The sequence below is a fragment of the Olivibacter jilunii genome (assembly GCF_900607235.1).
In the GTDB taxonomy this organism is placed as follows: Bacteria; Bacteroidota; Bacteroidia; order Sphingobacteriales; family Sphingobacteriaceae; genus Olivibacter; species Olivibacter oleidegradans.
The window spans coordinates 618,144-643,697 of record NZ_LR027850.1 but is presented as its reverse complement, the minus strand read 5'-3'; the positions used below and the strand labels follow the sequence as shown (position 1 = coordinate 643,697).

At 43.6% G+C, this 25,554-nt stretch carries 14 protein-coding genes; all 14 read right to left on the bottom strand.

What is annotated here, in order from left to right:
* Positions 1-72: 72 nt before the first annotated feature.
* Positions 73-2,898, bottom strand: a complete 2,826-nt coding sequence (locus E0E36_RS13850; protein WP_130856439.1) for a family 78 glycoside hydrolase catalytic domain — start codon at positions 2,896-2,898, stop codon at positions 73-75.
* Between the two features lie 496 nt (positions 2,899-3,394).
* Positions 3,395-4,975, bottom strand: coding sequence for a glycoside hydrolase family 28 protein (locus E0E36_RS13845; protein WP_130856438.1), 1,581 nt, complete (start codon positions 4,973-4,975; stop codon positions 3,395-3,397).
* On the bottom strand, positions 4,972-5,868 hold the full coding sequence (locus E0E36_RS13840) for a sugar phosphate isomerase/epimerase family protein (RefSeq protein WP_130856437.1): 897 nt from the start codon (positions 5,866-5,868) through the stop codon (positions 4,972-4,974). Before E0E36_RS13840 ends, E0E36_RS13845 begins: the two co-directional genes overlap by 4 nt.
* A gap of 416 nt (positions 5,869-6,284) precedes the next feature.
* Positions 6,285-7,622: a DUF4974 domain-containing protein gene (locus E0E36_RS13835; protein WP_130856436.1), complete on the bottom strand. Its 1,338-nt coding sequence runs from the start codon at positions 7,620-7,622 to the stop codon at positions 6,285-6,287.
* Positions 7,623-7,684: 62 nt separating this feature from the next.
* Positions 7,685-8,821 carry a sialidase family protein gene (locus E0E36_RS13830; protein WP_242627214.1) on the bottom strand — a complete coding sequence of 379 codons (1,137 nt, stop codon included), beginning with the start codon at positions 8,819-8,821 and terminating at the stop codon, positions 7,685-7,687.
* A 1-nt stretch (position 8,822) separates the two neighbouring features.
* On the bottom strand, positions 8,823-9,509 hold the full coding sequence (locus E0E36_RS13825; RefSeq protein WP_130856435.1) for a DUF3826 domain-containing protein: 687 nt from the start codon (positions 9,507-9,509) through the stop codon (positions 8,823-8,825).
* A gap of 145 nt (positions 9,510-9,654) precedes the next feature.
* Entirely contained in the window at positions 9,655-12,420 is a 2,766-nt protein-coding gene (locus tag E0E36_RS13820) for an alpha-L-rhamnosidase (RefSeq protein ID WP_130856434.1), read from the bottom strand.
* A gap of 1 nt (position 12,421) precedes the next feature.
* Complete coding sequence (locus E0E36_RS13815; protein ID WP_130856433.1) at positions 12,422-15,208, bottom strand: glycoside hydrolase family 2 TIM barrel-domain containing protein; 2,787 nt, start codon at positions 15,206-15,208, stop codon at positions 12,422-12,424.
* A gap of 1 nt (position 15,209) precedes the next feature.
* Entirely contained in the window at positions 15,210-17,129 is a 1,920-nt protein-coding gene (locus E0E36_RS13810) for an exo-alpha-sialidase (RefSeq protein WP_242627213.1), read from the bottom strand.
* 404 nt (positions 17,130-17,533) lie between these two features.
* Positions 17,534-18,451, bottom strand: a complete 918-nt coding sequence (locus tag E0E36_RS13805; protein WP_130856432.1) for a glycoside hydrolase family 43 protein — start codon at positions 18,449-18,451, stop codon at positions 17,534-17,536.
* Between the two features lie 62 nt (positions 18,452-18,513).
* Entirely contained in the window at positions 18,514-19,917 is a 1,404-nt protein-coding gene (locus tag E0E36_RS13800) for a glycoside hydrolase family 140 protein (protein ID WP_242627212.1), read from the bottom strand.
* Between the two features lie 13 nt (positions 19,918-19,930).
* Positions 19,931-23,038, bottom strand: coding sequence for a DUF6298 domain-containing protein (locus tag E0E36_RS13795; RefSeq protein ID WP_242627211.1), 3,108 nt, complete (start codon positions 23,036-23,038; stop codon positions 19,931-19,933).
* Positions 23,039-23,096: 58 nt separating this feature from the next.
* Positions 23,097-24,758, bottom strand: a complete 1,662-nt coding sequence (locus E0E36_RS13790; protein ID WP_013665585.1) for a polysaccharide lyase — start codon at positions 24,756-24,758, stop codon at positions 23,097-23,099.
* Between the two features lie 397 nt (positions 24,759-25,155).
* Positions 25,156-25,551 carry a hypothetical protein gene (locus tag E0E36_RS13785; protein ID WP_130856430.1) on the bottom strand — a complete coding sequence of 132 codons (396 nt, stop codon included), beginning with the start codon at positions 25,549-25,551 and terminating at the stop codon, positions 25,156-25,158.
* Positions 25,552-25,554: the final 3 nt, after the last annotated feature.

Below are 25,554 nucleotides of genomic sequence, written 5' to 3'. Positions count from 1 at the left end.
GGTTCTGCCTGTCATTCATCTAAAGTTAGGGCAGCAGATGGAGCTTTTTTATCCAAAGATATATCGCACGTTTTATTCCCATTTCTTCTCTTTATTCTTTAGAGTACAAACTAACGATCGTTCATCATTCATTACCACTTTAAACCGATAATCCCCCGATCCAATCTGAACGATCATGCGCCCTTGCTCTTTGCCGATTATTTTCCAGTCCGTGTCATTCATCATTTTTCCACTCTCATAAATAGATGCTCCGTCCTGAACGGGTAAGTAAATCGCGGCTCGCGTATTCGGCGGAATCTTTACTGCCAATTCAAACTGACCTTTCTCCTTTTTCCATGCTGAACGAATCAGACCGTAGGGAGAGTCGTAGGCTCCTTCTGCACTGCGGACATCCCCTACTACCTCCGGTCGGATTTCGATTTGATTGAAAGCGATGCTTCCCTCTTGTTGTCTAATCCCCGCTAAGCCACTGTAAAGCCATTCCATTAAATGACCTAGCATGAAATGATTATTGGAAACGGTGGGTAACGCTTGCCATGACTCGGTTAATGCGGTTGCACCTTTAGCCAGTTGATAGCCATAGCCTGGCACATCGGTACGGCTGTTCATATCATAAATAACGTCCGATCTACCCGCTTGCTCCAAAACCCGGAGTACATAGCGATAACCAATATCTCCAGCTGTTAATGCGTTATTCCGATTCCGGATGTCTTGAATCAAATTATCCAAAACAGCTTTTCTATCGGAAGTGTCGACCAGCTCCATATAAAGTGCCATCGCATTTGCGGTCTGACTCCCGCTAGCATATTGTTTGGTATTGACATGGAAAAAGGTATCATTAAACGCTTTTTTAACCTCTTCCGCCAGAGATGTATATGCCTCTTGAGCCTTCGTTTCTCCGAGCTGCTCGGCAATTTTCGCCAATAACCTTAAATCGTAATAATAAATAGCGGTTCCTGTAACGCCCATGGGCGTCAGTTGAGAAACGCCGGGTGGTTTTGGTCCAAGGTCATACCAATCGCCCAAGCCTTGTTTAAGGATATGGTTAGTTGCTTTCGTTTGCAAGTAGCCTATATAACGCTTCATCATTGGATAGGCCGTCTTCAACACTTTTTTGTTCCCATACCACTTGTATAAGTACCAGGGAAGAATGATGCTTGCACTTCCCCATTCCGGTGAATCGCGGAACATGTCGCCGCCCCAGTTGAATTCGACATATTCCGGGGCAATTTCAGGTATCAGACCATTCGGCAACTGCGACTTCCGCATATCTTCTATAATCTTTTGAAGCAGTCTTTCTATGTCGTAGTTGTAGTGTACGGAAGCACCCATGAGATGGGTTTGTTCCAGCCAGCCGAGTTTTTCGCGATGCGGACAATCGGTAAAGACACTCATCATATTACTTTTGATTGCCCAATCAATCAGCTGATGTGTCCGATTGAATAAATTGTTGGACGACTGAAAAGAACCAACTTGCTGAGCGGCACTGCGAACGTGTAACCCCTGTAAGCCTGTAATTTGCGGCAGTTCTTCACCTTCGGACTGATCTTTTGGCGTTGCACCGCGCACTTCTACGTAGCGAAAGCCGTAATACGAAAAACGGGCTTGCCAACGTTCTTCATTTTCACCTTTTAAGATATAGGTAAAGTAATAGGGACCACCGCTTGCTTTTTGGGTAACGGCTCCTTCTTTCAATAGTTCGCCTGGATACATGCGAACGGTATCCCCACGATTTCCTTTCAATTTAATCTGCACAATACCGGAAGCATTCTGACCTAAATCATAGACCCAGTTTCCGCCACTTGTTTTTGTAATGGTCTTCGGATCGAATCGTTCCATTACCTTTAAGGGCTCTGTCATTTGGGGGTTGATTTGAGGAGGACCTTCCACTACGATGGCTTGCTTCCATGCGGTATCGTCAAAGCCTCTATCATCCCAGCCTTTCTGCTCTAAACGTGCATCGTAGTCTTCCCCACCATAGATACTGGAAAAGGTAATGGGACCCTTATCGGTCTTCCAAGTACGGTTACTGACAATATCCTCTTGGCTCCCGTCTGTATAACGCAATTGCAAACGGCAAATCATCTTTGGATAGCCAAAGGCTACCTTTTGTTTTCGGTATCTACCTTTTACGGGAGGAATGTAATAAAAGCCATTTCCCAAAAGAACACCGATCGCATTTTCACCTTTCTTTAAAGTTTCGGTGACATCAAATGTTTCATACAGGGCTTCTTTATCATATTTAACCCACCCGGCATCTAAAAAATGGTCGCCTACTTTATCACCATTTATATGCACTTCAAAATGTCCCAGACCGCTAATAAATAAGGTTGCTTTTTCGATTGTCTTTTGAACCTGAAATGACTTCCTGAATAAGGGAAGCACATTATTATCCTGATACGTATCTTTTTTATCGGCCTTTGGCAGGGGATCCCGTCGTTCTTCCGGCAACTCCTCATAAGCAATCCATTGGCCACCCTTCCAGTCTTCTTTGGTGAAAAGTCCCATTTGCCAATAAGCAGGCTCCGACCATGTTGACTCATTGCCGTGATTATCCCACACTTTAACTTTCCAATAATAGCATTGAGTGGCCGACAACGGCTTCCCTTGGTATGGAACCTGAATACTTGTACCCCTCTCCACTTTTCCTGAATTCCAAACAATGTGCTTATCATCCGCCCAGCTGCCTTGCTGATCCGACACCAGTACCTGATAAGCTACTTGTTTTGTATTTCGTAACTGGCTTTCAAGTTTCCAACTCAATAAAGGTTGCAAACTTACGATGCCCCTCGGATTGCTTTTAGACTCCACGCGTAGGCCTGCCGTCTTCAAATCAGCGGCAAAGTTATTTCCCCAACTATGAAACAACACACATAATATAATGATAATCCTACCCATTTTTCAGTTTATAAACCTCGTTCGCACATGTATACAAGGCGCAGGTTTATGGTTAGTATTTGTCTATGAATTCAGTGGCTAGACTAGCATGCTGTCTGGCAAGGCGCGCGTAATGAAGAAAAGCGCAGTTTACTAATGGTAAATGAGCATTTTCTGAATGCGTGCAACAAGGCCAGGCGACATGATAGACCGCCACATGCAAAGATAAATGGACTGGAATATATCCGTTTATAAGAATTTTTCCTTGTATTGTAGGATATTATCTTTAAATGATCTTTTTTATTGGTTGCGATTAATCATTATTCTCAACTGATAGACGAGGTTTTAGACGCTAATAGCTACAACAAAGCTACTGAAATCACACTAAATGGTACTGGCTTCGTACTGGTTTGACACTTGCTTGGTACTGATTTGACACTGATCTAGTACTAATTTCACACTAGTTTAATACTAGCTGGGTTATACACTGATACTTCTTTTGTACTAGATAATTATCCTAGCTATCATTATTCAGATAGCTTATATCTTTCAAAATAACCGAATCACCACCATCTGCTGCAATATGCTGATAAACTTTCTTGGCAGGAATATCGAAGTCAACCTTGCTAAAGGTAATATCTTGTGTATTTACCAGATGGACCATTGAGTCTTGACTAACCAACTTTGCGTTTTCAATAGCTATGTGCCTGGCATCCTTTATATCAAAAAGCTTTTCGGTCTTGGCTCTCACCTGACGAATTTCTACTTTTTCCAACGGAGCTTCCGGGATACCATCTATTCGAACAAAGTGTGAAGCGTCTTCAACGATTAGATTACTGATCTGAATATCCCGAAAATGGGGCGTTAGTTCATTAAGCTCAACTTTCTGAGAACGATCTGCAGCCGCTCCTACATGGACGGCACTTCCTAACATATCCCACCGTAGCGCTGTTTCTCCAACACGTAAGCGAATGCGATCATAGAACAACTGCTCTCCACCACCTCCTCTCGGTCTTCTTGTTTTAAAGCGTATTCCATTTCCTTCGTTGTTAAAAACACAATCGTGTACATATAATTTACGGATCATACCGGCGGTTTCACTTCCAATGGTAATGCCGCCATGCCCCTTTTCTGCCAGACAATAGCGTACCACCACATTTTCGGTAGGCCGATTAACGCGCAATCCGTCCCAGCCTCTCCCTGCTTTCATCGCCAAGCAGTCGTCACCGGTCTGCAACGTGCAGTATTCGATTAGTACATTCTTCGACGATTCAACATCGATACCATCACCTCTTGGGATGCCAATCGAGTGAATGGTTACCCCTCTTATAATGACCCGATCGCAATATTGCGGTACAATATTCCAAAAGGCAGTGCGCTCAAGTCGGACTCCTTCAATAAGTACATCCCTGCAGTTAATAGGAGCGATAAACATGGGAGGAAAAATAAAACTTCCGTCCTTCCCGTCGTATATACGTTCGGCTACCGGTTTATCATGTGGAACAACATTTTCAATTACATCGTGGGTCATAATTTGTTTCCGAACGGATCCTTCTGCAGGCCCTATGAGCCGTCCCTTACCCGTAATAGCAATGTTCTCTTGATTATTTGCGTAAATACAGGCGCCTAAAGACATCACTTCCACACCTTCATTACGCGTGAAGACAACGGGTAAATAGTCTTTAATCTCTCCACTAAAATATAGCTCAGCACCCTCCTCAAGGTGCAAATTGACATGGCTCTTCAAAGCAATTCGTCCCGTTTTCCACATGCCTTTCGGTATGCGTAGTGTTCCCCCTCCCGTAGCAGATAATTCATCGATACCCTGTTGAATAATAGCCGTTACTTGGGCACCTGCTTTAGCTCCTAAGTCCGCTATGTTTTTGGTTTGATCTGAAAAAACAGGCCGCTTCAGATTTTTCATGGGAAACGGTGCTTTTATCGGTGCAATTGTATCCGGCATACAAGCCGCTCCCACCTCCTGAGCGGTCGGAATGGTATGCAGCTGTTGTTCTTTTTTTTCTTTTCGGTTGTTACATGCCTGAAGCAAGCAGGCCAAGAGCAATAGACAGCTAACAAAAGACTGAACCGCGCTCATGATGCTTGAAAAATCTTCTTCATATAACGTGTATTCGCGCCGAAATTACCTCTTACATCACGCGGGTTATTGGCATCTCTGGATCGCTCTATTACTAGCCATCCCTTCCAGCCCATCTCCTCTAATGTTTTTTTCACTTCTATCATATTCAAGCGTTTATTGTTTTCGAGCCATACACCATCTTCATCCGTGCAATGTATTTGACAGATATAATCTTTTCCCAAGACTCGTAATTCTTGATGCAGATCACGTCCATTTTTTAAGGCGTTCGAAAAATTGAAATAGCTTCGGATATGGGTCGAACCGATATCATCCAAAAACTTCTTTTCTCCCGCAGCATCCAGCGCCGTCTCGATGCCAATCGTTACCTTTGCTTTAGCCGCCATTTTTCCGATAACTTTCAAACGCTCCACCAAGACCGGTCGCAGTTCGGGATATTGGATCAAGTCACATTGTATACCCAAAGGAAGGAAAGCGATCTTCACACGCATCGCTTTCATGGTATCGATGCAGTCTTGTACCATTTGTTGATAAGTAGGACGTTTAGCAAGGGATTGTGCATAAAAACCAGTCATAGCCAAGGAACATATTTCAATGTTCAGCGCTTTTAGTTTATCCAAGTAAGCCTTCCGCGTTGCCGGATCGGCTAGCTTATTATCAAACGTATCCCGATTACCTAAGCCACCCATATCAACCTCCACGCCATCTGCCCCCAATTCATGCGTTAAATCAAGTGCGCTGATTTTTTGCCTTTTCAGCATCATCAAATCTATTACGCCTATTTTATAAGGGCTTTTAGAGGATGCATAGATTGTATTAGGTAATAAAGCTGTTCCCAAGGTCACCGCAGTGGCTTGGTGTAAAAATTTTCTTCGACTTATTCTTGATTTCATAAATCTGGATTTTACTGATAACAAAGTTGAAATATTAGGGTTAAGAGCATTTTGTTTGTCGCTTAATGGCAGCGACACCGCCAAATACTTTTTTTTCCGCAAAAAAAGTATTCAAAAAAACTCGTCGCTGCAAAATTTACAGGATCGTTAGTGCTTCCCATTGCACAATGTAAATTTTGGAGGCGACATTTTCGTATACCAAGGCATCTGCTTTTAACCAGAAGTATTAATCTTTTTCACAACACGGGTTATTTGTTAGTCACTTATTTTATTAGATATCTGCAAAAACCCTCCGTTCTACTAAAATATCGCCTAGGAAATTTGCGGTTTGCAGGTTGAGGCACTACCATTGTAGCAAAGTTCCAAGCGATGAGTCTTTGGTTACTTTCTGCGGAAGAAAGTAACACAAATTAATTTCATTGAAACAACTTCTCTAAATTTTCATAACCTTTCAAGGCATTTCCAGGAAGTTTTTCCCCATTCTTCCCAAACACATAAAGTGCCTTTTCATCTTCGATCGTACATTTACTTTCGTCGTAATTTCCCTGTTTATCTTTCACGGCTTTTTCGTTCAAACCGAAATGTTTGATCATAAAATCATATACCGGTTTCCGCTTGGAAAAACCGAAATCATGTCCATCTTGCGGTAGATGGATATTCTCCATCAGTTCTCGCTTCCCGTAATAACTGTATAGTTTTTGCAAATAAGGCAAATCATGCTCAGGCATATGGGCCGTCCAATCCCCACCATCGGATATAACAAGCTGTGGATTAGGTGCGGCCATAGCTGCAAGCTCCACATTATTCGTTCCGCCACCACACAAATGGATTGGCATGCCGCTTTCACAAGGACATCCTCCATAGAAGTAGGAGGACAGTGAAACGACAGGAATGCTTAATTTAATACGGGGATCAAGGGCTGCCATCAACACGGTTTGACTGCCACCGCCGGAGCCTCCGCAGATAGCTACCCGCGAAGTATCTGCATTGGGCAAGCTTAACAAATAATCGAGAATACGTACGGCTCCCAGTGTCTGTACGGTTTGCGACAAGCTCTTTCGATGATCCTCGTATTTAAATTGTAAACCGGATTCGCCCCAGCCGAACAAATCGTAACTGAAGGCCATCGCTCCCATTCTAGCTGTCATGGCAAAACGGATTTGTGCATCTTTACGGAATCGATGGCCTTGCCAGTGTCCGTCCGGACTTAAAACGACGGGTATTTTTCCCTTTGCTTTCATTGGCCGATATAAGGATCCGTTCACATAGACTCCTGGTAATATTTCAAGGGCAATATTCTGAACCGTATAACCATCCATTTTCCGTACAGGTGTAACTATCGGTTTCGAGACAGGCTTAGCGGGTAATGGACTTAATTTTAATGCGCTCCATAATTCTTTTCTAAGGCTGTCTTTCCTTAATTCCCAACTTGCTTTGTTGCGATATCGAGCGGCCAGCGTATCCAGTTTCTCCCAACCTTCTTGCACAGGCCAACGGTAGTATTCGTACTCTTTTAACTTATAAACACCTTCTTTTTCCTTATTCACTTTTAGGTCCAGAGGCGCTAAGACCTGAGATAGGGTCTCATCTACCGTTGGTCTAAACCGCCATAAGGCATAGGTTAAGTTTCGATCTTTTACCTGATTTTCGTTGTATTTGATCTTGACACCGAAGCGAGCCTCAATTTGTTGCAGTACGTCTTTAAGTGGCATCCGGTATTGACGATCGCTGTCCTGCGCGCGAGTTGATCGCATAAAACATAGCTGACTTATTATCAGCGATATGAGTAGTATAAACGAAATTCGACCTGTCATTGTTAATCTTCCTCTTTCTTGTATTCTTCTAGTTTAGGAGCTGTATACCCCTTTACTTTCGGCCATTCTCCATTTTGAATAGGCAACAGCTTGAGTTCGTTTGGATCAACGACAACATGTTTTATTTTTTGTCGCCTCCAAGTATAAATAAAGTGCAGCAAACCATCTTTCGTTTGGATCACGGCAGGATAGGAATACTGGCTAATGGGAGAATCTTCTAGTATCAGGGCGGCCGACCAGCTCTTTCCGTCTTTTGATACCGATACGTTTAAAGGTGTCCTGGGGCCTTTTGCCAGATTTCCCGGAGGAAGTACATGGTTATAAACCAATACATGGCGACCATCGGCCATCGTTACCGCATCGGTTCCTGAGTTATTATTCGGCAAGCTTGTTTTTTCGAGTGGCGACCAGGTTTCGCCGTTGTCGGTCGACCATGATTGCACTAAAGCCCTATTGCGACTACGCGCAAGCAACTGTAAAGTGCGATTACCATGTACGAGGATGCTTGGTTGGATCGCGTCAATACTATCCTTCGCGGCCAAAGGGCCAATTTTACGCCAAGTCTTCACAAAATCCGGCGTTACTTCGAAATGGATTTTCCAGCCGTTACCTTCGGTGCTGCTGGGGCAAAAAAGTTGTCCGTTATCGAGTAAGACGGGTTTATTTTTCACCGGACCGATATGGCCATTTGGTAGCTTTTCGGCAGCCGACCAGGTTTTTCCACCATCTTTCGAGCGCTTTAGCATCCCCCACCACGCTGAGGGTTTAGGACCGATTTTATAAAACAAAAGTAAATCGCCGCCCGGAATTTGATAGAGCACGGGGTTCCAGGTAGGTAGGCGCTTACCTTCTGCCTGTACGCCGTCTGCAGCCGAAACCGGAGCCGTCCAAGTGCCGTTTTCAAAGCGGCAAACATAAATCTCCACATCGGGATGACGCTCCTTGGTCCCACCAAAAAAAGCTGCTACCAAACCGCTAGGCGTTTCTGCCATAGTTGCTGAATGGCACGATGGAAAAGCCGCTTTCTCATACAAAAACTCTTCTTTCAGGATGCCTTGTTTCCACGGCTGCTTTTCTTGGGCATGCGCGCCTATAAATACACCGAGCATAAGCAAGGTTAATAAACTAATCTTCATCATTTTAACCATTATTTTTCTCCTTTGCTTTTTTCGCCTTTGCCGCGTCGACATAGGCTTTAAATAGTTGACGCCAGTTCCGGCCATTTGCATTGAAATACTGTTCAATTTTGGTTTTGTAAATCTCGAAAACAGCAGATATCTGCTTCATACTTTTGTAATCCACCGCCTGCTCCCGTGCTTGCTCGAGGTTTTGCTTGATCACCTCCCGTTCTTTCGCTGTTAAATCGGGAACAATCGCTTCATAACCTTTCGTTGTAAAAGCAACTTTGCCGATCGTGTATTTATCCAGAATAGTCGCTACCTGCTCTTCAGTCAAATCTTTTCGCAAACCGTCCATTAACTGTTGATGAACTTCTGTCGGCATGGCACTATCCGCAATGATTTGCCGATCGAGTTCACTTAACTTATTTCCCGTCGCGGGATTGATACCCGCCGGTACCTCCGTAAACGGGTGACCATTGTGCCAATCCCGTACGGCCTTTAGGTGCCTGACTACCACTTGTACTAAACGTTCTTCTTTCGTTTTGTTGTCCAGTGCCAAACTTCCAACCCATTCCTGCGCTTTCTTAAGCTGCTCGGCATCCGACTTTGCTAAACGCGCAGCATCATCTTGGCCATAACTCGCAAAGGCGAATAGCAACAAAGCAAACAGGAAACTTAAGATCTTGATGTTTTTTAATTGGTTCATCTCTACAATTTATTTTTATTAGCTATCGGATTTCGGTTATCAGCAATCAGCTTTCAGTCACACAAACCTTTCTCACAACTCACAACGGGTAACTCGCAACTCATCATTCATCACTCATCATTCAGCACTCATCACTCATCACTCATCACTCAACTAAGTCAACACTGAACTGATACGTTCCGGCTCCCACCTCAAATACACTATGGCCATTTTCTTTTTTCACAAATCGAAGGCCTTCCAGACCTTCTATTCCTTCTCCATGTTCACGGATTTTTTCTTGATCTGATGTTGGAAAATAAACCAGCGCGGTTGTATTGCCCGGTACTTCAATAGTCCATTGCAGTTTATCTTTTCCTTTTTTCCAGCTGCTCCGGATCTGTCCATATGCTGAACGATGGGCTCCTTCTACCTGCATGAGCGGGAGACTGAAATCGGGCTTCATAACAATTTGCTTGAAACCTGGTTTATTTGCTTTTATGCCAATTAAATGTTCATAATACCAGATCAGTAAATCACCCAATAGCATCACGTGGTTTTGGGAATTCATGGAAGGATTTGCGGTATCACCATTCCATAGTTCCCAAATCGTCGTTGCACCTTTTTCCACCATATATCCCCAGCTGGGGTAGCTGGTGTTTGTTGCCAACTGAAAGGCTAGGTCAGCACGCCCCTGATTGCTAAGTCCTCTCATTAAGTACTGCGTACCAATGACACCCGTGCTGATATGTCCCTTGTTCTCCTTCGTAATTTTGGTAACGATATTTTCAAAAACCTGCTTTCGGTATTCATTTGGAACCATATCGAAATAAAGAGGAAGTAAATTTGCCGTCACCGTATTATTACTATACTGTCCTAAACTCTTGTTCAAATACTTTTGGTTAAAAGCTTCCTTTATATCCGCTGCTTTGGCCTCAAAGAATTGCTTATCGACCTCATTGTTTACAATATCCGCAAAGCCTTGCATCAGTCGCAACAGCTGATAATAGCTTGCCGAGGCCAATAACATGCCCTCCGTTTGACGTAATGGATCTTTGGAATGGATCAGTTCTTTAGATTCCGGTGGCACGCACCAATCACCATACTTATCCTTTGTGATCAATCCATTTTCTTCATAATTTTCCCACATATACTGTATCCATCGTTTCATGGATGGATAATGCTTCCTGATAGCATATACATCCCCATATTGTTGGTACAGCATATTGGCAACGGTCAAATAGGTTCCCGGCCAAGTTACATTATCACTGTAATAGCGCCAAAAAGCAGGTGCTACATCCGGGATGCTTCCGTCCGGCAGTTGAGCACCCTGAATATCGTCCAGCCATTTGGCATATAACTTCGCGTTATCAAACAAAAAACTCTCTCCATAACAACCTGTTGTACGATCACCAAGCCAGGGCTGTCGTTCATTCCGTTGAGGACAGTCAACCGGCATGCCTTTGTAATTTCCCGCAATCCCCCACCATGCATTTTGGTAAATCGCATTCAAGATTGGCCGGTCGCTTGTAAAGCTGCCGGTAGTTGCCAAGGCATCATAAACAACTAAGCCTTGCAAATCGTCTAAGGTAGGTTCCCCCGGATAGCCGCTTATTTCTACGTATCGAAAGCCATGATAAACAAAGCGTGGTTCCCAATATTCCGTTCCTTCGCCACGTAAGGTGTATACATCCGTTACTTTCGCGTCTCTTAAATTAGCAACAAACAAGCTCCCATCTGCTTGAAGGGATTCGGCGAAACGCATTTTTACAGCCGTTCCGGAAGCGCCCTTTACCCGGATTTTCAGCCAACCGGTCATGTTCTGCCCCATATCGACGATATAAGTATTTTTATTAAGTAGACGAATCGTTTTCGGTCGCAAGGTATCCATTACTTGCATAGGTTCATTGAGTTGTGCACGAGGCATACCGCCTGGTTCCTGTACAAAAGACGCTTTGAGCCAAGTTTGATCGTCATACCCTACCTGATGCCAACCAGGCAACTCTTTCCGTGCATCATATTCTTCACCATCGTATTCATTGTTGGTTCGTATGGGGCCGTCCGCAGTCACTTTCCAGGTGTCGTCCGTGCTGATTGTTTCCTTCGTGCCGTCCTCATACCATATATCAAGATTCAAACGCATCTTTGGATAGCCGAACGTTTTTATTTTATATGGTTTATAGGCTTGCCGCATGGTGTAAAAACGACCATTGCCTAATATAACGCCAAGCGCATGCTTACCGCGCTGATTAAGGTATTGAGTTACATCAAAAGTATTGTATTTTACTTCCTTCGTATAGTCAGTAGGAGCTGGGGCTAGTACTTGTTTTCCTATCTTTTCACCATTTATATAAAGTTCATACAGGCCTAATCCTATGATATAAACCATTGCCCGTTTGACCTTTTTATCCGTTTGAAATTCCTTGCGGAAATAGCGCGCCGATAACCTGGAGAATTGATCTTCACGGTCCCAATCAAAGGATCGATCGAGACCAATCCATCTACCTTTCCAATCATTGTATCGCAAAAGACCGACAGTCCAATAAGCAGGTTCACTCCACCGAGTCTCTCCATCATCTGTCCAAATTTTCACCCGCCAATAACATTGATCGCGACTATTCAGTTTTTCTCCGTTATAGGGTACTTGTATACTACTATCACTTAATACCTTACCTGAATCCCATCGATCGGCGTATCCTTGTTTCAATAAATCCAAAGAAGACGCCACCTGTATCTGATAAGCTGTTTGCATCAGACCCCGTTTACTGCCGATTAGCTGCCAACTCAGTCGCGGAACCTCTTGATCAATCCCCAATGGATTAGTTAGCGATTCACAGCGTAGATCGCTTAACCGCACATCGGTCATCTCGGCAAAAACTGCCGGAAAAAACCATAAAGTACAGAAAAGAAAAACCAATAAACGCTTACTTTGCATGTTATTCTTGCTCGTTAAAATCAAAATACAAGGTCAACTCTTTTGCACGTGTAGGATCCTTTTCATAGTCGTAAAATATGTTTTTCATACCCATGGGGCCTGTATTTTCCCGTTTTTGGGTTTTCGTCCCAATTCCTGAAATTCCTTGCATAAAGGAGATATCACCCGAAGGGAAGACGAGATCATAATTTTTCCACGGGTCTTCCTTAAACGCAGGTGTGTACAGTCGCAGAAAGATATCTTCATCGGGAGTTATTACTTTAAAGGAATGGTTTTTAGTCTTGATACGCGCCCAGTATAGATTCGCGTGATAACCTTTAAATTCAGGATACAACCACGGTGCCTCGCCCGTTTCACTCGTATTATATGCTTTGTCCCATACGCCCAAACTTTGCCCCTTCATCCTATTTTTCCACACGCGATAGGGTCCTCTACCCATATAAGTAACACGCAACATCTCCTTCTCGGGAAGTGAAAAATTCAGGCCAACATAATCGGTGAAATAATCCCCCGGAAAATAACGTACAAAAAGTTTCACCAATCCCGAAGGGAAGAAAGTCCACTCCAATGTATTGTAATTTGTTTTTTTGTCGAACGTAGAAGCAAAAACGAGTTTGGCTCCGTCCTGATGTAATTGAAAATTGCCAAAGTTATTTATGCCTTGCTGCAGAACGGGACCGTCATGGAAAGGGATCGTTCCTTTTCCATTTGTCACCTGTAACAATTGGCCATTTTGCTTATTCAAGGTCAAGCGCAGCGCTCCTATATGCACGAGAAGTAAGCTATCCCGCTCTTCATGGGTTATTTTATTCGTTCCCTCTTCTTTAATTAATTGGCTGGCCACTTCCTTTGGAATTTGCACGGGAAACGACCAGGTAAACAGTTCTTTTTTATAAGGATCGCGGACTGTAAGATACAAGACCTGATAATTTCGCCAGTTTTGGGGAAGTGTTATATGTAAGGTTCCTTTTTCAAATGGTTTAATATCCGGCGATGTTATGGTTCCACTAACAGAATCAGTAGCCACCCCATCGCCCGACCAAGTCTTCAACTTCCATGTAAAGGAACATTGGTTGAGATTGGTAAAGGCATAGCGATTTTCAATGGACAAGACACCATCGAAGGCGGGTGTAATTTCCCTGCGCTCGATAAATACAGGACTCCATATTTCTTTAATGGCGTAGAAGCTCCCCTCCTTTTCCCGATAGGGTCCCACGATACCGTCGGCACCACGATTGCCATCGGTATCGATGGAATCCTTTTTATCCTTTCGTACCACGCCTTGATCGGCGAAGTCCCATAAAAACCCGCCCGCTGAAAGCGGTTCTGACCACATATGTTTCCAATAGTCTTCTAATCCGGCACCGTGACCGCCATCGTACATGCCATGGAGAAACTCGGTAGGCATCACAATATCCTTCCCATGATCGTAATTCCCAATGCCATAATTATATTCTCGGTAGTGTTGCGTCTCGATCCCGCCGAATAATTGCCAAGGGTGTACAACAGGGCGTTGCTGCCTGTCCTCTTGTAGAAAAATGCTATCTAAATCAAAGTTATGGCCGCCCTCGTTTCCATTGGCCCATAGCACGATGGATGGATGATTTTCATCATGAATCATCATCTCCTTTAGCAACTTGGTACCTGTTGAGGTGTCATAATGCCCGTGCCATCCCGCCAATTCATCCATTACATAAAGTCCGAGCGAATCACAGACTTCCAGGAAATGATCATCTGGCGGATAATGTGACATCCTGACGGCATTCATATTCATAGCTTTCATCAGCTCAACGTCTTCGATACTTAAGGCTTTACTGGTTGTCCTTCCTGAGCTGGGCCAAAAGGAGTGTCTGTTAACTCCTTTAAATTTCATCTTTACCCCGTTGACGTAGATACCATCTCGCTGCTTTACTTCCACCGTTCTAAAGCCAAATCGCTGCTTAACCCGATGGATCAATTTGTTTTTATCATATAAGTCGAACACGACTTCATAACGATGAGGGAATTCGGCCGACCATAACAAAGGCTTTTCGATATGGCCTTTCAGTCTGATCTGCGCCTGATCACCAGCCAGTGATTGCTGCATGACATTGCCAACGGCCTTACCTTCCAGTGTATAAATTTGTGCTTGTATCCGGTCAGCTTGTCCATTAACTTTTACAAGGGATTCGAAGGCACCATTTGCTAAGGCATTGATCGAAACGCGTGCTATATGCGGTTGGGGCAACACTTCTAGCCATACGGGGCGGAAGATACCACCAAAAATCCAGAAGTCGCCTTTCCGCTCTGCTGCGTTTACCGACTCATTGGCGGAGTGTTTAGATACTTTCACCTCGAGCACATTCTCTTTTCCGTAATGCAAAAGTTTCGAAATATCGTACTTAAAAGCGTAGTAAGCGCCTTGGTGAATGGGACCGGCCAGCTGGCCGTTAACCTTCACTTCGGCATCCGTCATCACGCCTTCAAACACGATGTTAATATGTTGCGTCTTCCATTTTTTAGGAACCGGAAAGCGATATTTATATAAACCTTCCTCTTTCCCAACCTGCTCGGTTTTATCAAAGCCATAATTATAGTTCCCAAAACCTTCCAACTCCCAATTGGACGGAACGGGAATAGAAGTCCATTTCCCTGCATGAGCTCCGCCTGTGCAATAGAATTCCCAATTTACTCGATTGTCTTTCCCTGTGCCCGATAGGTAAAGGCGTTTTGCTTCTTGGGCCTGGGAAGTAAAAAAAAGGCAAAGTAAGCCAAATAGAAAGCAAATGTATACAATAGGCCTCTTCATCTCATTTACTTAAGGGTTCAGCACTGAAGTCTTGAATATAATAAACCGCCTCTTTCACCGGATCTCCCGGATTTTTCAGGTCAAAGTCTTGGTCTGTTGGTGTATCTGCATCGGGAAAACGCCTCACTTCGCCTGTTCGAAAGGCCACACGACTAATACTAGCTACCGGCGCGAAAAATATTTTTGTTCCTTTCTGCTCACCATTGACAGCAACCGTATACGAGCGACTGCTTACATCGAGTTTTAATTCAATTTGTAAAGCGTCACCTGCCTGATAAGTACTTAACTTGGAATCTCGATAACCTGCTTTGATTTTTAAGAGGCTATCCTTGTCCAATATCAAACGTACAGCGGCCTGTCCTTTTGCATCCAAGCATTCTATATGGAGGAGTCCATGGTCAACCTGCTGTGGAACCAAGGTAAATTTTACCGACAACTTTTTGCTTTCAGGTACTACTCGTTCTGCCTTTGCATAATCGTAGGGGTCTTTATCCCGTAAAGCCAAAACCTTGTTTCCATTAGTGGTCTTCTCGATCTGAACAGGTGCCCAAAGCGGACTGTAAAGGTTCCAATCGTTTAATTCTTTACCATCCGTCATCCGACTAAAGACTTCTTTGATCGGTTGCGTGACTTCGGAAGTAATCGGAACAGGGACACGGGCTACCCACATATCTTCCTTATTCATACTGTAAGACACCCACATGGCCTGCCCCGGGGGATTACCATTACCTTCCACAATTCCACGCACATACTGCGGACCATAAGATTTATAGTTTCCGCCATAGCGCATAGATGAAATCTCACCATTTACTAATAATAAGTCCTTATAGTGAAGACCATCATCACTAGTGGAAACCGCGAGTGGCCACCTAAATTCAGAAGGGTTGTACACCGTAGCATAGCGCCCATCTTCTGTGCGCTGGCCCCATATTTTGGCATTGCTGTTCACAAATCCCGGTGCGCGCAGCGGATCATACGCCCAGGTTTTACCTCCATCGGTGCTAATCGAAGTCAATGCATGCTTCCATAAGCCCACCACCTGCCCATTCGGAAGGTGGTAGTAATTGAATGCTTTAATAGCGCGTTTCAATGGAATTAAGGGGTCGTCCCGATCTGCTTCCTCTACCCATTGCTGCATCATCAGGGGCTGTGCCAACAGCTCTTCACAGGCTTTCACAAATCCTTTGTCCTTACTTTCGGTAAAAAACGGAAAGGCTGATAACTTTTTATCCCAGGAAGCATTATTACGGATAAAATGAATTGGACCGAAACGACCGTCTCGGTATATCTCACGAATCACCCGCCCGATGCCATTTCCGTCATTCGGATCATCCTTTGCATCCATGGCCACGCCGTAATAGCCTAACACGAATAAGCGATCGCTCTTTGACACATAAAAACCCATGCGCTGATGCATGATGGCGTAGAGGTCTTTGGCAACCTTATCATTTCCTTTCTTCTTCCAACCATCGGGTATTTTATAAGGCGGGAAGACTACCACGGGATCTGACCATTGATAACCATCCTTCGATGTCTGTAATAAACTTTCACTTGGTGGAATATGCTCACCAATGGGATCGCTCAAAAACTCCAAAAAGAATTGATTGTTCCAATAAGCAAGCATGGGTTGATGATTGTAGGTCCAGTTATGTCCTCCTGCCAATTCAGGGTGCTCTCTATTAGCTCTAAATACCTGAATATTGTGTACGCCAACGGCCGGACTTAACTGACCGTGATGGTAATCTACATTGGATAAGGTGGTGCCGATGTATTTTACTGTGTCCTGAGCGGCTGCCTTTCCTACTTGAAGTAGATAGGAGAGGCTAAATACTAATATTGTTGTTTTTAGTTTGAATATCATTTTATAGATTCTTTTATAAGCAATCATTATTACCAATGACGTGTACCTTTTTTTCATCATTTGTCAGTTTTTAAGGCATTCAAGCTTCTCGCCTACAGGCTCGAGGTTTCCGCAAAAAGGTACCAAAACCGACCAAAGGGAGCTCATGAACACCTTTTGAAACAAACACTTGTGAATAAACTCCCGGCTTGAAATCTCCTATGAAAACTTCTGCCATTCCTTAGCCTCTTCTATCCGGATATTTCTAGGCCGGATTTATCGCTGACGACCAGTGACTGCCTAGCAAAACCTTCTTAGGTAAACTTTCCGATAGTAATTTTCTTTTATGGCAATCGTTACACCTGAAAACGATATAGTTAAGATTGCTTCACTCCCACGTCATAACCAATCGCTTCGGTTTGCAAGGACGTACATAGTATCGTCACTGCGGGGAGGTACAACGAAAGCAGTCATATCATCCCTTCTTATTCCACTTCCTTTTTCAATCCCTTCAAAACGCCTTTGCTTGCTTTGAAAATGGTACCATGTTTATGCCCTTCAGGAATACTGACCTCGTCGTCGATCGCTTTAAATTGCTTAAAATCCTTTGTACTTACGGCTTTATATTTTTTATCACCATATGAATCGAAATAAATCAGATAATCTTCTCCTGCTTTAACCACACTCGGTCCTTCTGTTTTTTCACCTGAAAAGGGTTGGGAAACATCGTGATAAGGTCCTAAAGCTTTTTCAGCGAAAGCCACCTTTAAATTACGATTTGGCCTTGTATTATCTTTAAGCACCAGCACATAATCTTTCGGTTTTCTTTTGACAATCACGGCATCAATGACACTAAACCCAGGGTCAAGAAAGAGTTGTGCCTTCGTAAAGTTTTTAAAATCCTTTGTAGTGGTATAGTACATTCGGTGATTGTTTTTCTCTTCTTCCACGCCCTTCTCGAAACGATAAGGAATAGTGGAAGCCCATATAATGATGTACCGCTTTTCCTCATCATCATAAAACAATTCAGGTGCCCATACATTTACCGTTTCCGGCTCATGTTCCATAACCGGTATAAAGCGTTGTTCCGACCAATGGATCAAATCTTTCGATGCTGCATAACCGAAACCTTTGTCGCCTTTCCAGCTACAGGTCCAGACCAAATGAAACAGGCCATCCGGGCCTCGAACTATGGAGGGATCACGCATTACCTTTTGGGTACCCACCGTAGGTTTAAGAAATACATGGTTCAAATCTTTCCAGTGGTAAGCATCTTCACTATACAACAACCGTAATCCCGCATCCGCCGGCTCATGAAAAGAACTAAACATATATATATCTTTGGAGCAAGCGGAAAACAGTCCTATCAATATAGTCAGTATTACGTATTTAAACAGTCTCATGCTTTAAACTTTTAACCTTCGGCTACTCAAAACCTACAACTTATAACTTACAACTGGCAAAGCTAAATCGCCTCTAAAACCAATACCCAATCATTCCCCTCCTTCTTTCCGCCTGGTGCTTCAAAGCTTTGTCCATCTGTATTTTGTACCTCGCCAATTGCGGTATAGACACCTGTACGCGGATCGAACCAAGATGCTTTCAATTTGCCCGTTGATAATTTTACAGGATTAACCTTAATAGTTCCTCCATTATAGGTATAGATCAACGCATAATCTTTACCTCGGGTTGCGACTTTGTAATCGTAGCGTTCTCCATTTTCTGCCAATAATGATTGGTCGGGCACGCGATCTAAAAAGGATTTTGATAACATCAGTTCCTTTAAATAACGCATTTGTCCGGCTCCTGGATTCTTTATAGCATCTCTCCATAATTCTGTGGCACCGTAAGCTGCAGTTGAATCGTTATCGCTTTCGTTTAGAAACTGCATCACCGAGTTATTACCATAGGTAAAGCCGAAAGCACCGGAGAATACCGACCAGTAAGCATAACGACGTATATCTTTATCTGTCCATCTCGGTTCTTTCGGATCGTGCAGACCCTGCGGAATCCCCTCATAAGATGGTTCGCCATCTATTGTTGGTTTTGTAGGTGTTAGTTGATAATCACCTTTTACGAAACGCCAGTTATCCTCACCATAATGATTGGTTTCATTTGCAGAGGTGTCTTGGTCGTAGCGCCGATGGCCCGACTGGAACATATTGAAGTCAAGCCATGATTCTTGATGAAACCATTCAGATGAAGTAGTGCGCCCTCGAGGATGAAAGGTAATAAGGTGATTAGAATCGAGTTGATTTAAGGTATTTCCAATCGTTTTCCAAACGTCAATTGAATCACTTCCTTTCAAATCGCCCCCGTTTAACCAAATGATATTAGGTGCCGATGCATAGCGCTCGGCCAAGAAAGTAGCATAGGTTTTAGCCTGCTCGCTACTTACCCCGCCCTCTTTTACATTGGTGCCCCAAACCGGCACTAAAGCCAGGTATATGCTTTTTTCGGCCGCTTTTTTAACCGTGTAATCCACTAATTGCCAATAGGCTAGCTGGGTGCTATCTTGCCCGGTTGTATCTCCAATCGCTGGATTTGCTACATTCCCCATTATGAGGGCGGAATCGCCATACGTATTTTTAGCTTTCAATGTATGCAATAGCATCACTTGAATCACATTAAAGCCCTTCTCTTGCCGATCTTCTAAGTATCGGTCGATTTCCTCTTTGGTAAGCTTACTAAATAATAACCAGCCGGTATCTCCTAGCCAAAAGAAGGGCTTACCATCCTCCGTCACAATGTAACGCCCATTTTCAGACACTTTCAAACGTGGAAGAGAATCTTCTTTCTTCTGTTTGTTAGTACAACTCATAAAGCAGAAAAAGGCCAATATGAAAGCATAGTTGCTAAATTTTATCATAATATGTCGGTTGTTAAGCACGGTGTATCCACACAATGCTTTGGTTAGTATTTCTTAGTTGAATTCGTTGTTTTTTACCACTTTGTAAGTGTTGCTTTCCCTTAACCTTTCCAGTTACCGGATCGAGGTAAAGCACGATGTATCGCCCCTTACTGTTGGACAGATCGACTTCCAGTTCGTTTAAGCCGTCAGCGTAAATAATTCGCTCTCCAAATTCTCCTTGCAGCATATACATCCCTGCTTTTTCACTTGCTTGTGGCTTCATCTGTGAAGCAGCGGATAAAAAGCCGCTGGGTAGTGAGTTTGGAATGCTTGCCAATGAACCTCCTCCCATGAATACCGCCCAGCCATTACTTTCTGCGCCGTTTGCCGAATAGATCACTGCCTTATCAGGGTACTGTTCCCGATAAGTGGAAACAGCCTGATAAACTTGCTCGAAGGATGTTTTCTTCGGTTTGAACAACCTCGCCTGCTGTCGTGGTGCCAAATGCTGCCCCCCTTTGGGCTCATAAGTGCTACCATCGGCCTGTTTGTACCAATATCGGATGTCAATCACCTTGACGATTTTATTACGCTTTGCATCGGCCAATATCGCATCCTGTACATCTTTCGTAGTGCTCAGCCCGATTAGCGCCTGCTGCTTGTTTTCTATTTCCCACTCCTCAATGACATCCAGCCAAAATTGAACGAAATGCAACGGTCCGGTATACTCTGCGCCCGTTAACTGCAGTACGCCTTTATTTTCCTTGAAATTATTTAGACACTGCCTGATATAGGCACGGTGGATAGCCGCCCGATGTTGATTACTAACATCATAAAATTGGGCATCCATAAAAATCCGCTTGTCGCCGGCATAGGGTGGAGGTTCAGGAAAACCTGTTTGGTTAATATTATTTGCTGTACGCCATGGAAAATCAGCATAATGGGCGCCCGCTTCAATAATATTATGCTGGAAATAGTTTTGATGAACGAGCAAGATGTCCTGTGCTTCTGCGAGGTTGGCGAAAGTTTTTAATCTCGACCAGTACCACTTATTATATTTAGTTAAATCATACTTACTTAAACCATCCCAAGCGAGTCCTTCACCGCTTCTGGCAAAGGGTAATTCGTAAAACGGAGGCCATACATCGCCGTCCATACGACGTATACGTTCATGATCATCTCTTCTCCGATCGTACCAAAGCCCATAATTATGTTCAAACGCAACAACCTGCTGATTCTTCAAGGTGTCGACAACGCCCTTTAAATTATCCGTCAGGCCATTTCCTACCTGTCCGGGAACAAAACGGGTGATATGTGGGCGGGCTTTTTCCAGCCCGTAGCGCCGTGCACTGCCGTTCCACCATTGCACATCCTGCCGCTTTCCGGTTAGTACACCTTTTTTACCTACAAGCCAACCATTTTCTATATGTATAGTCGACGGCGATGAAGTAATTGAATTTTCGGCTTTCGGTGAAACCGCAATAATCAGCTTGGCTTCTTTGGACTTTAAAGATATAGGGGTGCGTTCACTAGCTTGATCAATAAATTGACTCAATGTCAGTTTGGGCTTGCCAGCTAATTGGGTTAACTCCTCGGCAACTTCTACCGAGGGACTGCTGGATGCCTCCGTTTCTTCGGGCATTAAAATTGCTCGTCCGACAGCACGATCATCCAACCGTTGACTTAACTGCGCATAATACAAACTGTAGGGTTTAATATGCTCATTAGATTGTTCCCAATAAGCATTCCCGACAAATTGTGCCCAAGTTCCAAAAGCCCAATTTTGAGCCGTCGGAGGTTGATAACATTCTACGCGAGCAGCCGAACATTGCCAAAACACGCTATTCGCGGCCGCCCAGCCGGCCCCATTCCCGTCCTGTTCCAAATTGGAAAAACGCAGGGCTTGACCGTCAATATTCATACAATCGAACAAGTTCCCAGATGACCAACTATCAACCGCTCCGCTAAAACTGAAAGGGTGTACTGCTTGGCATTGCACAAAGGCGTTAGGCCCTGCCGCCATGAAGCCTACTGCATAATCGTGATAACCATGTTCAGCATAGAGGCGTTGAAATAGGGTTTGTTGCCCATTGGTAAAAAAAGTATTTCTACGCTGCCCGCCGATCTCTGATATAGGGTCTGTCGATTTACAATCCTCTACGGTTATCCGTTTACCTGTTTCTGCTACATAAACTGCTGAGCCTGCAAAATGTTTAAAATTGACTTGCCGAACCCAAGCATCCTCTACGTTTTCCATTGTTATGGCCGTCCATCGGTGATCTTCATCTTTAGGATTGGAAGCTTCAAAGCTCGACTCCAAACTTATATTTTCAATACCGATTTGCCCAATTCGTCCCTTCCATTGATAGACACTAACTGCTGCTGTATCATAGCGATGATCCAGCGCCGTCGTAATAGGCGCATCAATGTAAATTTTGTTTCCTTCAACTTTTGTAATCTTCCGGTCCCAATAGATATCCCGCTGCCCGGGTTTCCATCCCAGGGATGTAATACCACCTCCAAAATGATCAGTCCCTAGGGTTTTAATCCAAGCCGCTGACGAGCGCCTATGAATGGTGATTCCATCGCCCGGTTTAAGAGACTTACTATTTGTCACCTCGAATGCCATGGCATTCACGGGTACATATTTCGTTTTAATTTTCTGTGTATGGCTTTGCGTACTATCCATTACTCCGACAATTCGGATCAAGGTTTCCCGACTTATACCGGTGCCAATCAATACGGTTCCATTCTCCGTTGCGCCACTGCCACGTAAGACGATGCCCGAAGCGGGAATCACCAAACTGCCATCAATTTGATAAGTACCTTTTTCAAGCAATATAGCACCTCGAAATCCATTTTGATCAAGCGGCAATTGAGCAACGTAGTTTATGGCCGACTGGATAGTAGCCGTTGCATCGGACGTTTGATGTTTAACCAAGGCCTTTGCTTCCACCAAAGGGATCGCTTCCTCCCCTCCTTTATATCCACTGTAGGAAAAATCAGGAATACGATTGCCCAAACTATCTGCCGTATATACTAATTGATTGCTTTCCCATTTCAACGGCGAATCGAGTACGTCTTGGGCATAAAGCGTGTTACCCTTACCTAAGCAGAGCGCAAAGGTAAGGGACCACACTAACCAACTACTAAAACCACAATAAACCATATTAAACCAATCGCAACCAGCGATAATCTTAATTCTTTGCTAAAACCGGCTTCACCGTCTTTACATCTACCAGGCTATTCAAATAATTCTCAATATTCGTATAACCATTATCCGTATATTTCGATGCGTCACTTGGATCATTGGGATTTAAACCATTCTTTTTTTCCCACTCGTCCGGCATCCCATCCTTATCACTATCCTTATAAGGCGTCCCTTTGTACTCAGGATAGCCCCCTACCTGACTAATATCGGTAATAATACCTTGTTTATAGGAGTCAATTGGCAATCGACGATGTTCAAATTGCGTTTCAGGCAATTTTACATCTTTTAAATAGTTTATCTTTCCTGTTCTAACCTGCTCTATAACGCGTGTATCCACCGGATCTCTTTTTGGAAGTGTCGCACCGACATTGTCAAGCACATAATTATAAGCTTCCTTAGTAGGCAGAATGCTGATTTTAGCCATAGGAAGCGGTTTGTCGTACTTCATTTTGGCAAAATAGGTCTTGGCAGTTTCCAAACTCATTTCATTTCCATCTTTTCCTTCAATTTGTACGCCGCCATCCCAATTATCTTTGGTAACACGTTCATTCCCTTCAACAATATTTCCGGCTACATGCAATCTACCGAATACTACGTAAGGCAATTTGCTTCTACCCGATTCCGGTTTAATGATGCGATAGCCCACCGGCGAGTCCTTCGGTGTGAGTGGACCGGGCTTGTAATAATTATTGATAATGTTATACATGGCCTTATAATCGCCCCCATCCGTTGAACGATGCACCCAGTTGAATACTACATTATTAGCAAAATTGAAAACACCATTCCAGCCAATGGAAGGATTTCTACCTGCATTATCTGCCCATAAATTCCGCATAAACGTACAATTTTCGCCACCTAGGGTACTACCAAAAGCATGGTTCCAGGTGTCTAAAGCTTCTGAGAAAATTGAGTTTTGAATGGTAATATTTACGGTTCCAAGCTTTTCCTCCATCGCTTTCCCGGTACTATCATTATACATGTGGCGATACATCGACATGTTTTCATCCAATCCCCAACTCGCTGAAACATGGTCAACCATAATATTGCCAATCGGATTGCCGCCAATGGCATCGTCTCTTCGTCCAACCCATGTTTCGCCTCTGCGGAAACGCATAAAACGGATAATTACATCATGCGTATTAATCCAAACAGACTCCCCGGCGACACAAACCCCGTCTCCTGGCGCAGATTGACCTGCGATGGTGATATACGGAGCGCGAATAATCAAAGGTGTTTTTAAACGAATAATTCCTGCAACATTAAATACGACGATGCGTGCCCCACCTTGTTCGCAAGCCTCCCGCAATGTACCGGGGCCACTGTCTGCTAAGCTCGTAACTACAATTACTTTTCCACCGCGACCACCAAAAGAATAGGCTCCGCCGCCCTCAGCACCGGGAAATGCCGGAATATCGGCCTGTGGCAAATCAATGGCCTTCGATGCCCAAGGCACATAGGGTTTCCCGTTTTTTGCTTCTTCTTCAATAATAGGCAGGGCTTTTTGCCAAGCAATTTCAGATTGCCATGCTGCGGCCTTCATCATCGAGTCACTCTTCCGCTTGACATCTTGTGGTATTTTTGGGTATTGGGCATATGTTGTTGCAACGATCCCAATAAAAAAGGGTAGCACTAAAAAAAACTTCTTCATTAGTTTATAGCATTTACTTAAAGGTTAGCTTTTGTTTACCCTACCCGAAAGTAAGGAACCTTGGTTAAATATACAGTATCAAATATCGTCAAGATGACACGAAATATTCTATAGTATATTGACGCGATATTATACAATATTATCTTTCACGAATTTATTACATACAGAAGGACATTTTTCAATTATTTAGTTGTTATTGCAATCAAGGCTTTAAAAATCGGCAGATAACGCTACTTTTCTGCTAATAGATCTAGTCAATATCCTATGCTCATTTCGCCGTCTATCATCTAAAAACAAAAAAGCGACACAATCATTAAGATTGTGCCGCGTATCACCAAAAATTAAACTAATGTATTACAAAAAAGAAGAAACTTATTATCAGTCGTTTTGATGCATTTTAATAACCGGCATCTATTTGAATAAGCGGTTCATCACCAATAACAACATTGTATAGGGTAAGATCCCTAGAAGAGGTTATTCCCTGCCGCACTATTTCGCCACCATTATAAACACGAATATCAAAATTCTCACTACCAAAGTATGGACAGTCAAAATTAACGGTATAGGTTCCCTTTGGGAGCATCCCTATAACGCCCGAATCAAAGGTGTCATCATTTGTTTCGAAAGTATAAGTGTCACTGCCACTTGTGAATGTAATAATCCAATTGTTGAAATTACCTGTGTAGGGCAAAATAATAGGAATCTCTACGTTCTGCGCGTAACTACTCTTAAAACTAGCGAGTAAAATAAAGCTAAATATTACCAACCCTCTCACCATTTGTTGCTTTTTCATATT

Coding starts and splice junctions, on each gene's coding strand:
- E0E36_RS13850 (WP_130856439.1), bottom strand. CDS start 2,898: ATGGGTAGGATTATCATTATATTATGTGTGTTGTTTCATAGTTGGGGA.
- E0E36_RS13845 (WP_130856438.1), bottom strand. CDS start 4,975: ATGAGCGCGGTTCAGTCTTTTGTTAGCTGTCTATTGCTCTTGGCCTGC.
- E0E36_RS13840 (WP_130856437.1), bottom strand. CDS start 5,868: ATGAAATCAAGAATAAGTCGAAGAAAATTTTTACACCAAGCCACTGCG.
- E0E36_RS13835 (WP_130856436.1), bottom strand. CDS start 7,622: ATGCGATCAACTCGCGCGCAGGACAGCGATCGTCAATACCGGATGCCA.
- E0E36_RS13830 (WP_242627214.1), bottom strand. CDS start 8,821: ATGATGAAGATTAGTTTATTAACCTTGCTTATGCTCGGTGTATTTATA.
- E0E36_RS13825 (WP_130856435.1), bottom strand. CDS start 9,509: ATGAACCAATTAAAAAACATCAAGATCTTAAGTTTCCTGTTTGCTTTG.
- E0E36_RS13820 (WP_130856434.1), bottom strand. CDS start 12,420: ATGCAAAGTAAGCGTTTATTGGTTTTTCTTTTCTGTACTTTATGGTTT.
- E0E36_RS13815 (WP_130856433.1), bottom strand. CDS start 15,208: ATGAAGAGGCCTATTGTATACATTTGCTTTCTATTTGGCTTACTTTGC.
- E0E36_RS13810 (WP_242627213.1), bottom strand. CDS start 17,129: ATGATGAAAAAAAGGTACACGTCATTGGTAATAATGATTGCTTATAAA.
- E0E36_RS13805 (WP_130856432.1), bottom strand. CDS start 18,451: ATGAGACTGTTTAAATACGTAATACTGACTATATTGATAGGACTGTTT.
- E0E36_RS13800 (WP_242627212.1), bottom strand. CDS start 19,917: ATGATAAAATTTAGCAACTATGCTTTCATATTGGCCTTTTTCTGCTTT.
- E0E36_RS13790 (WP_013665585.1), bottom strand. CDS start 24,758: ATGAAGAAGTTTTTTTTAGTGCTACCCTTTTTTATTGGGATCGTTGCA.
- E0E36_RS13785 (WP_130856430.1), bottom strand. CDS start 25,551: ATGAAAAAGCAACAAATGGTGAGAGGGTTGGTAATATTTAGCTTTATT.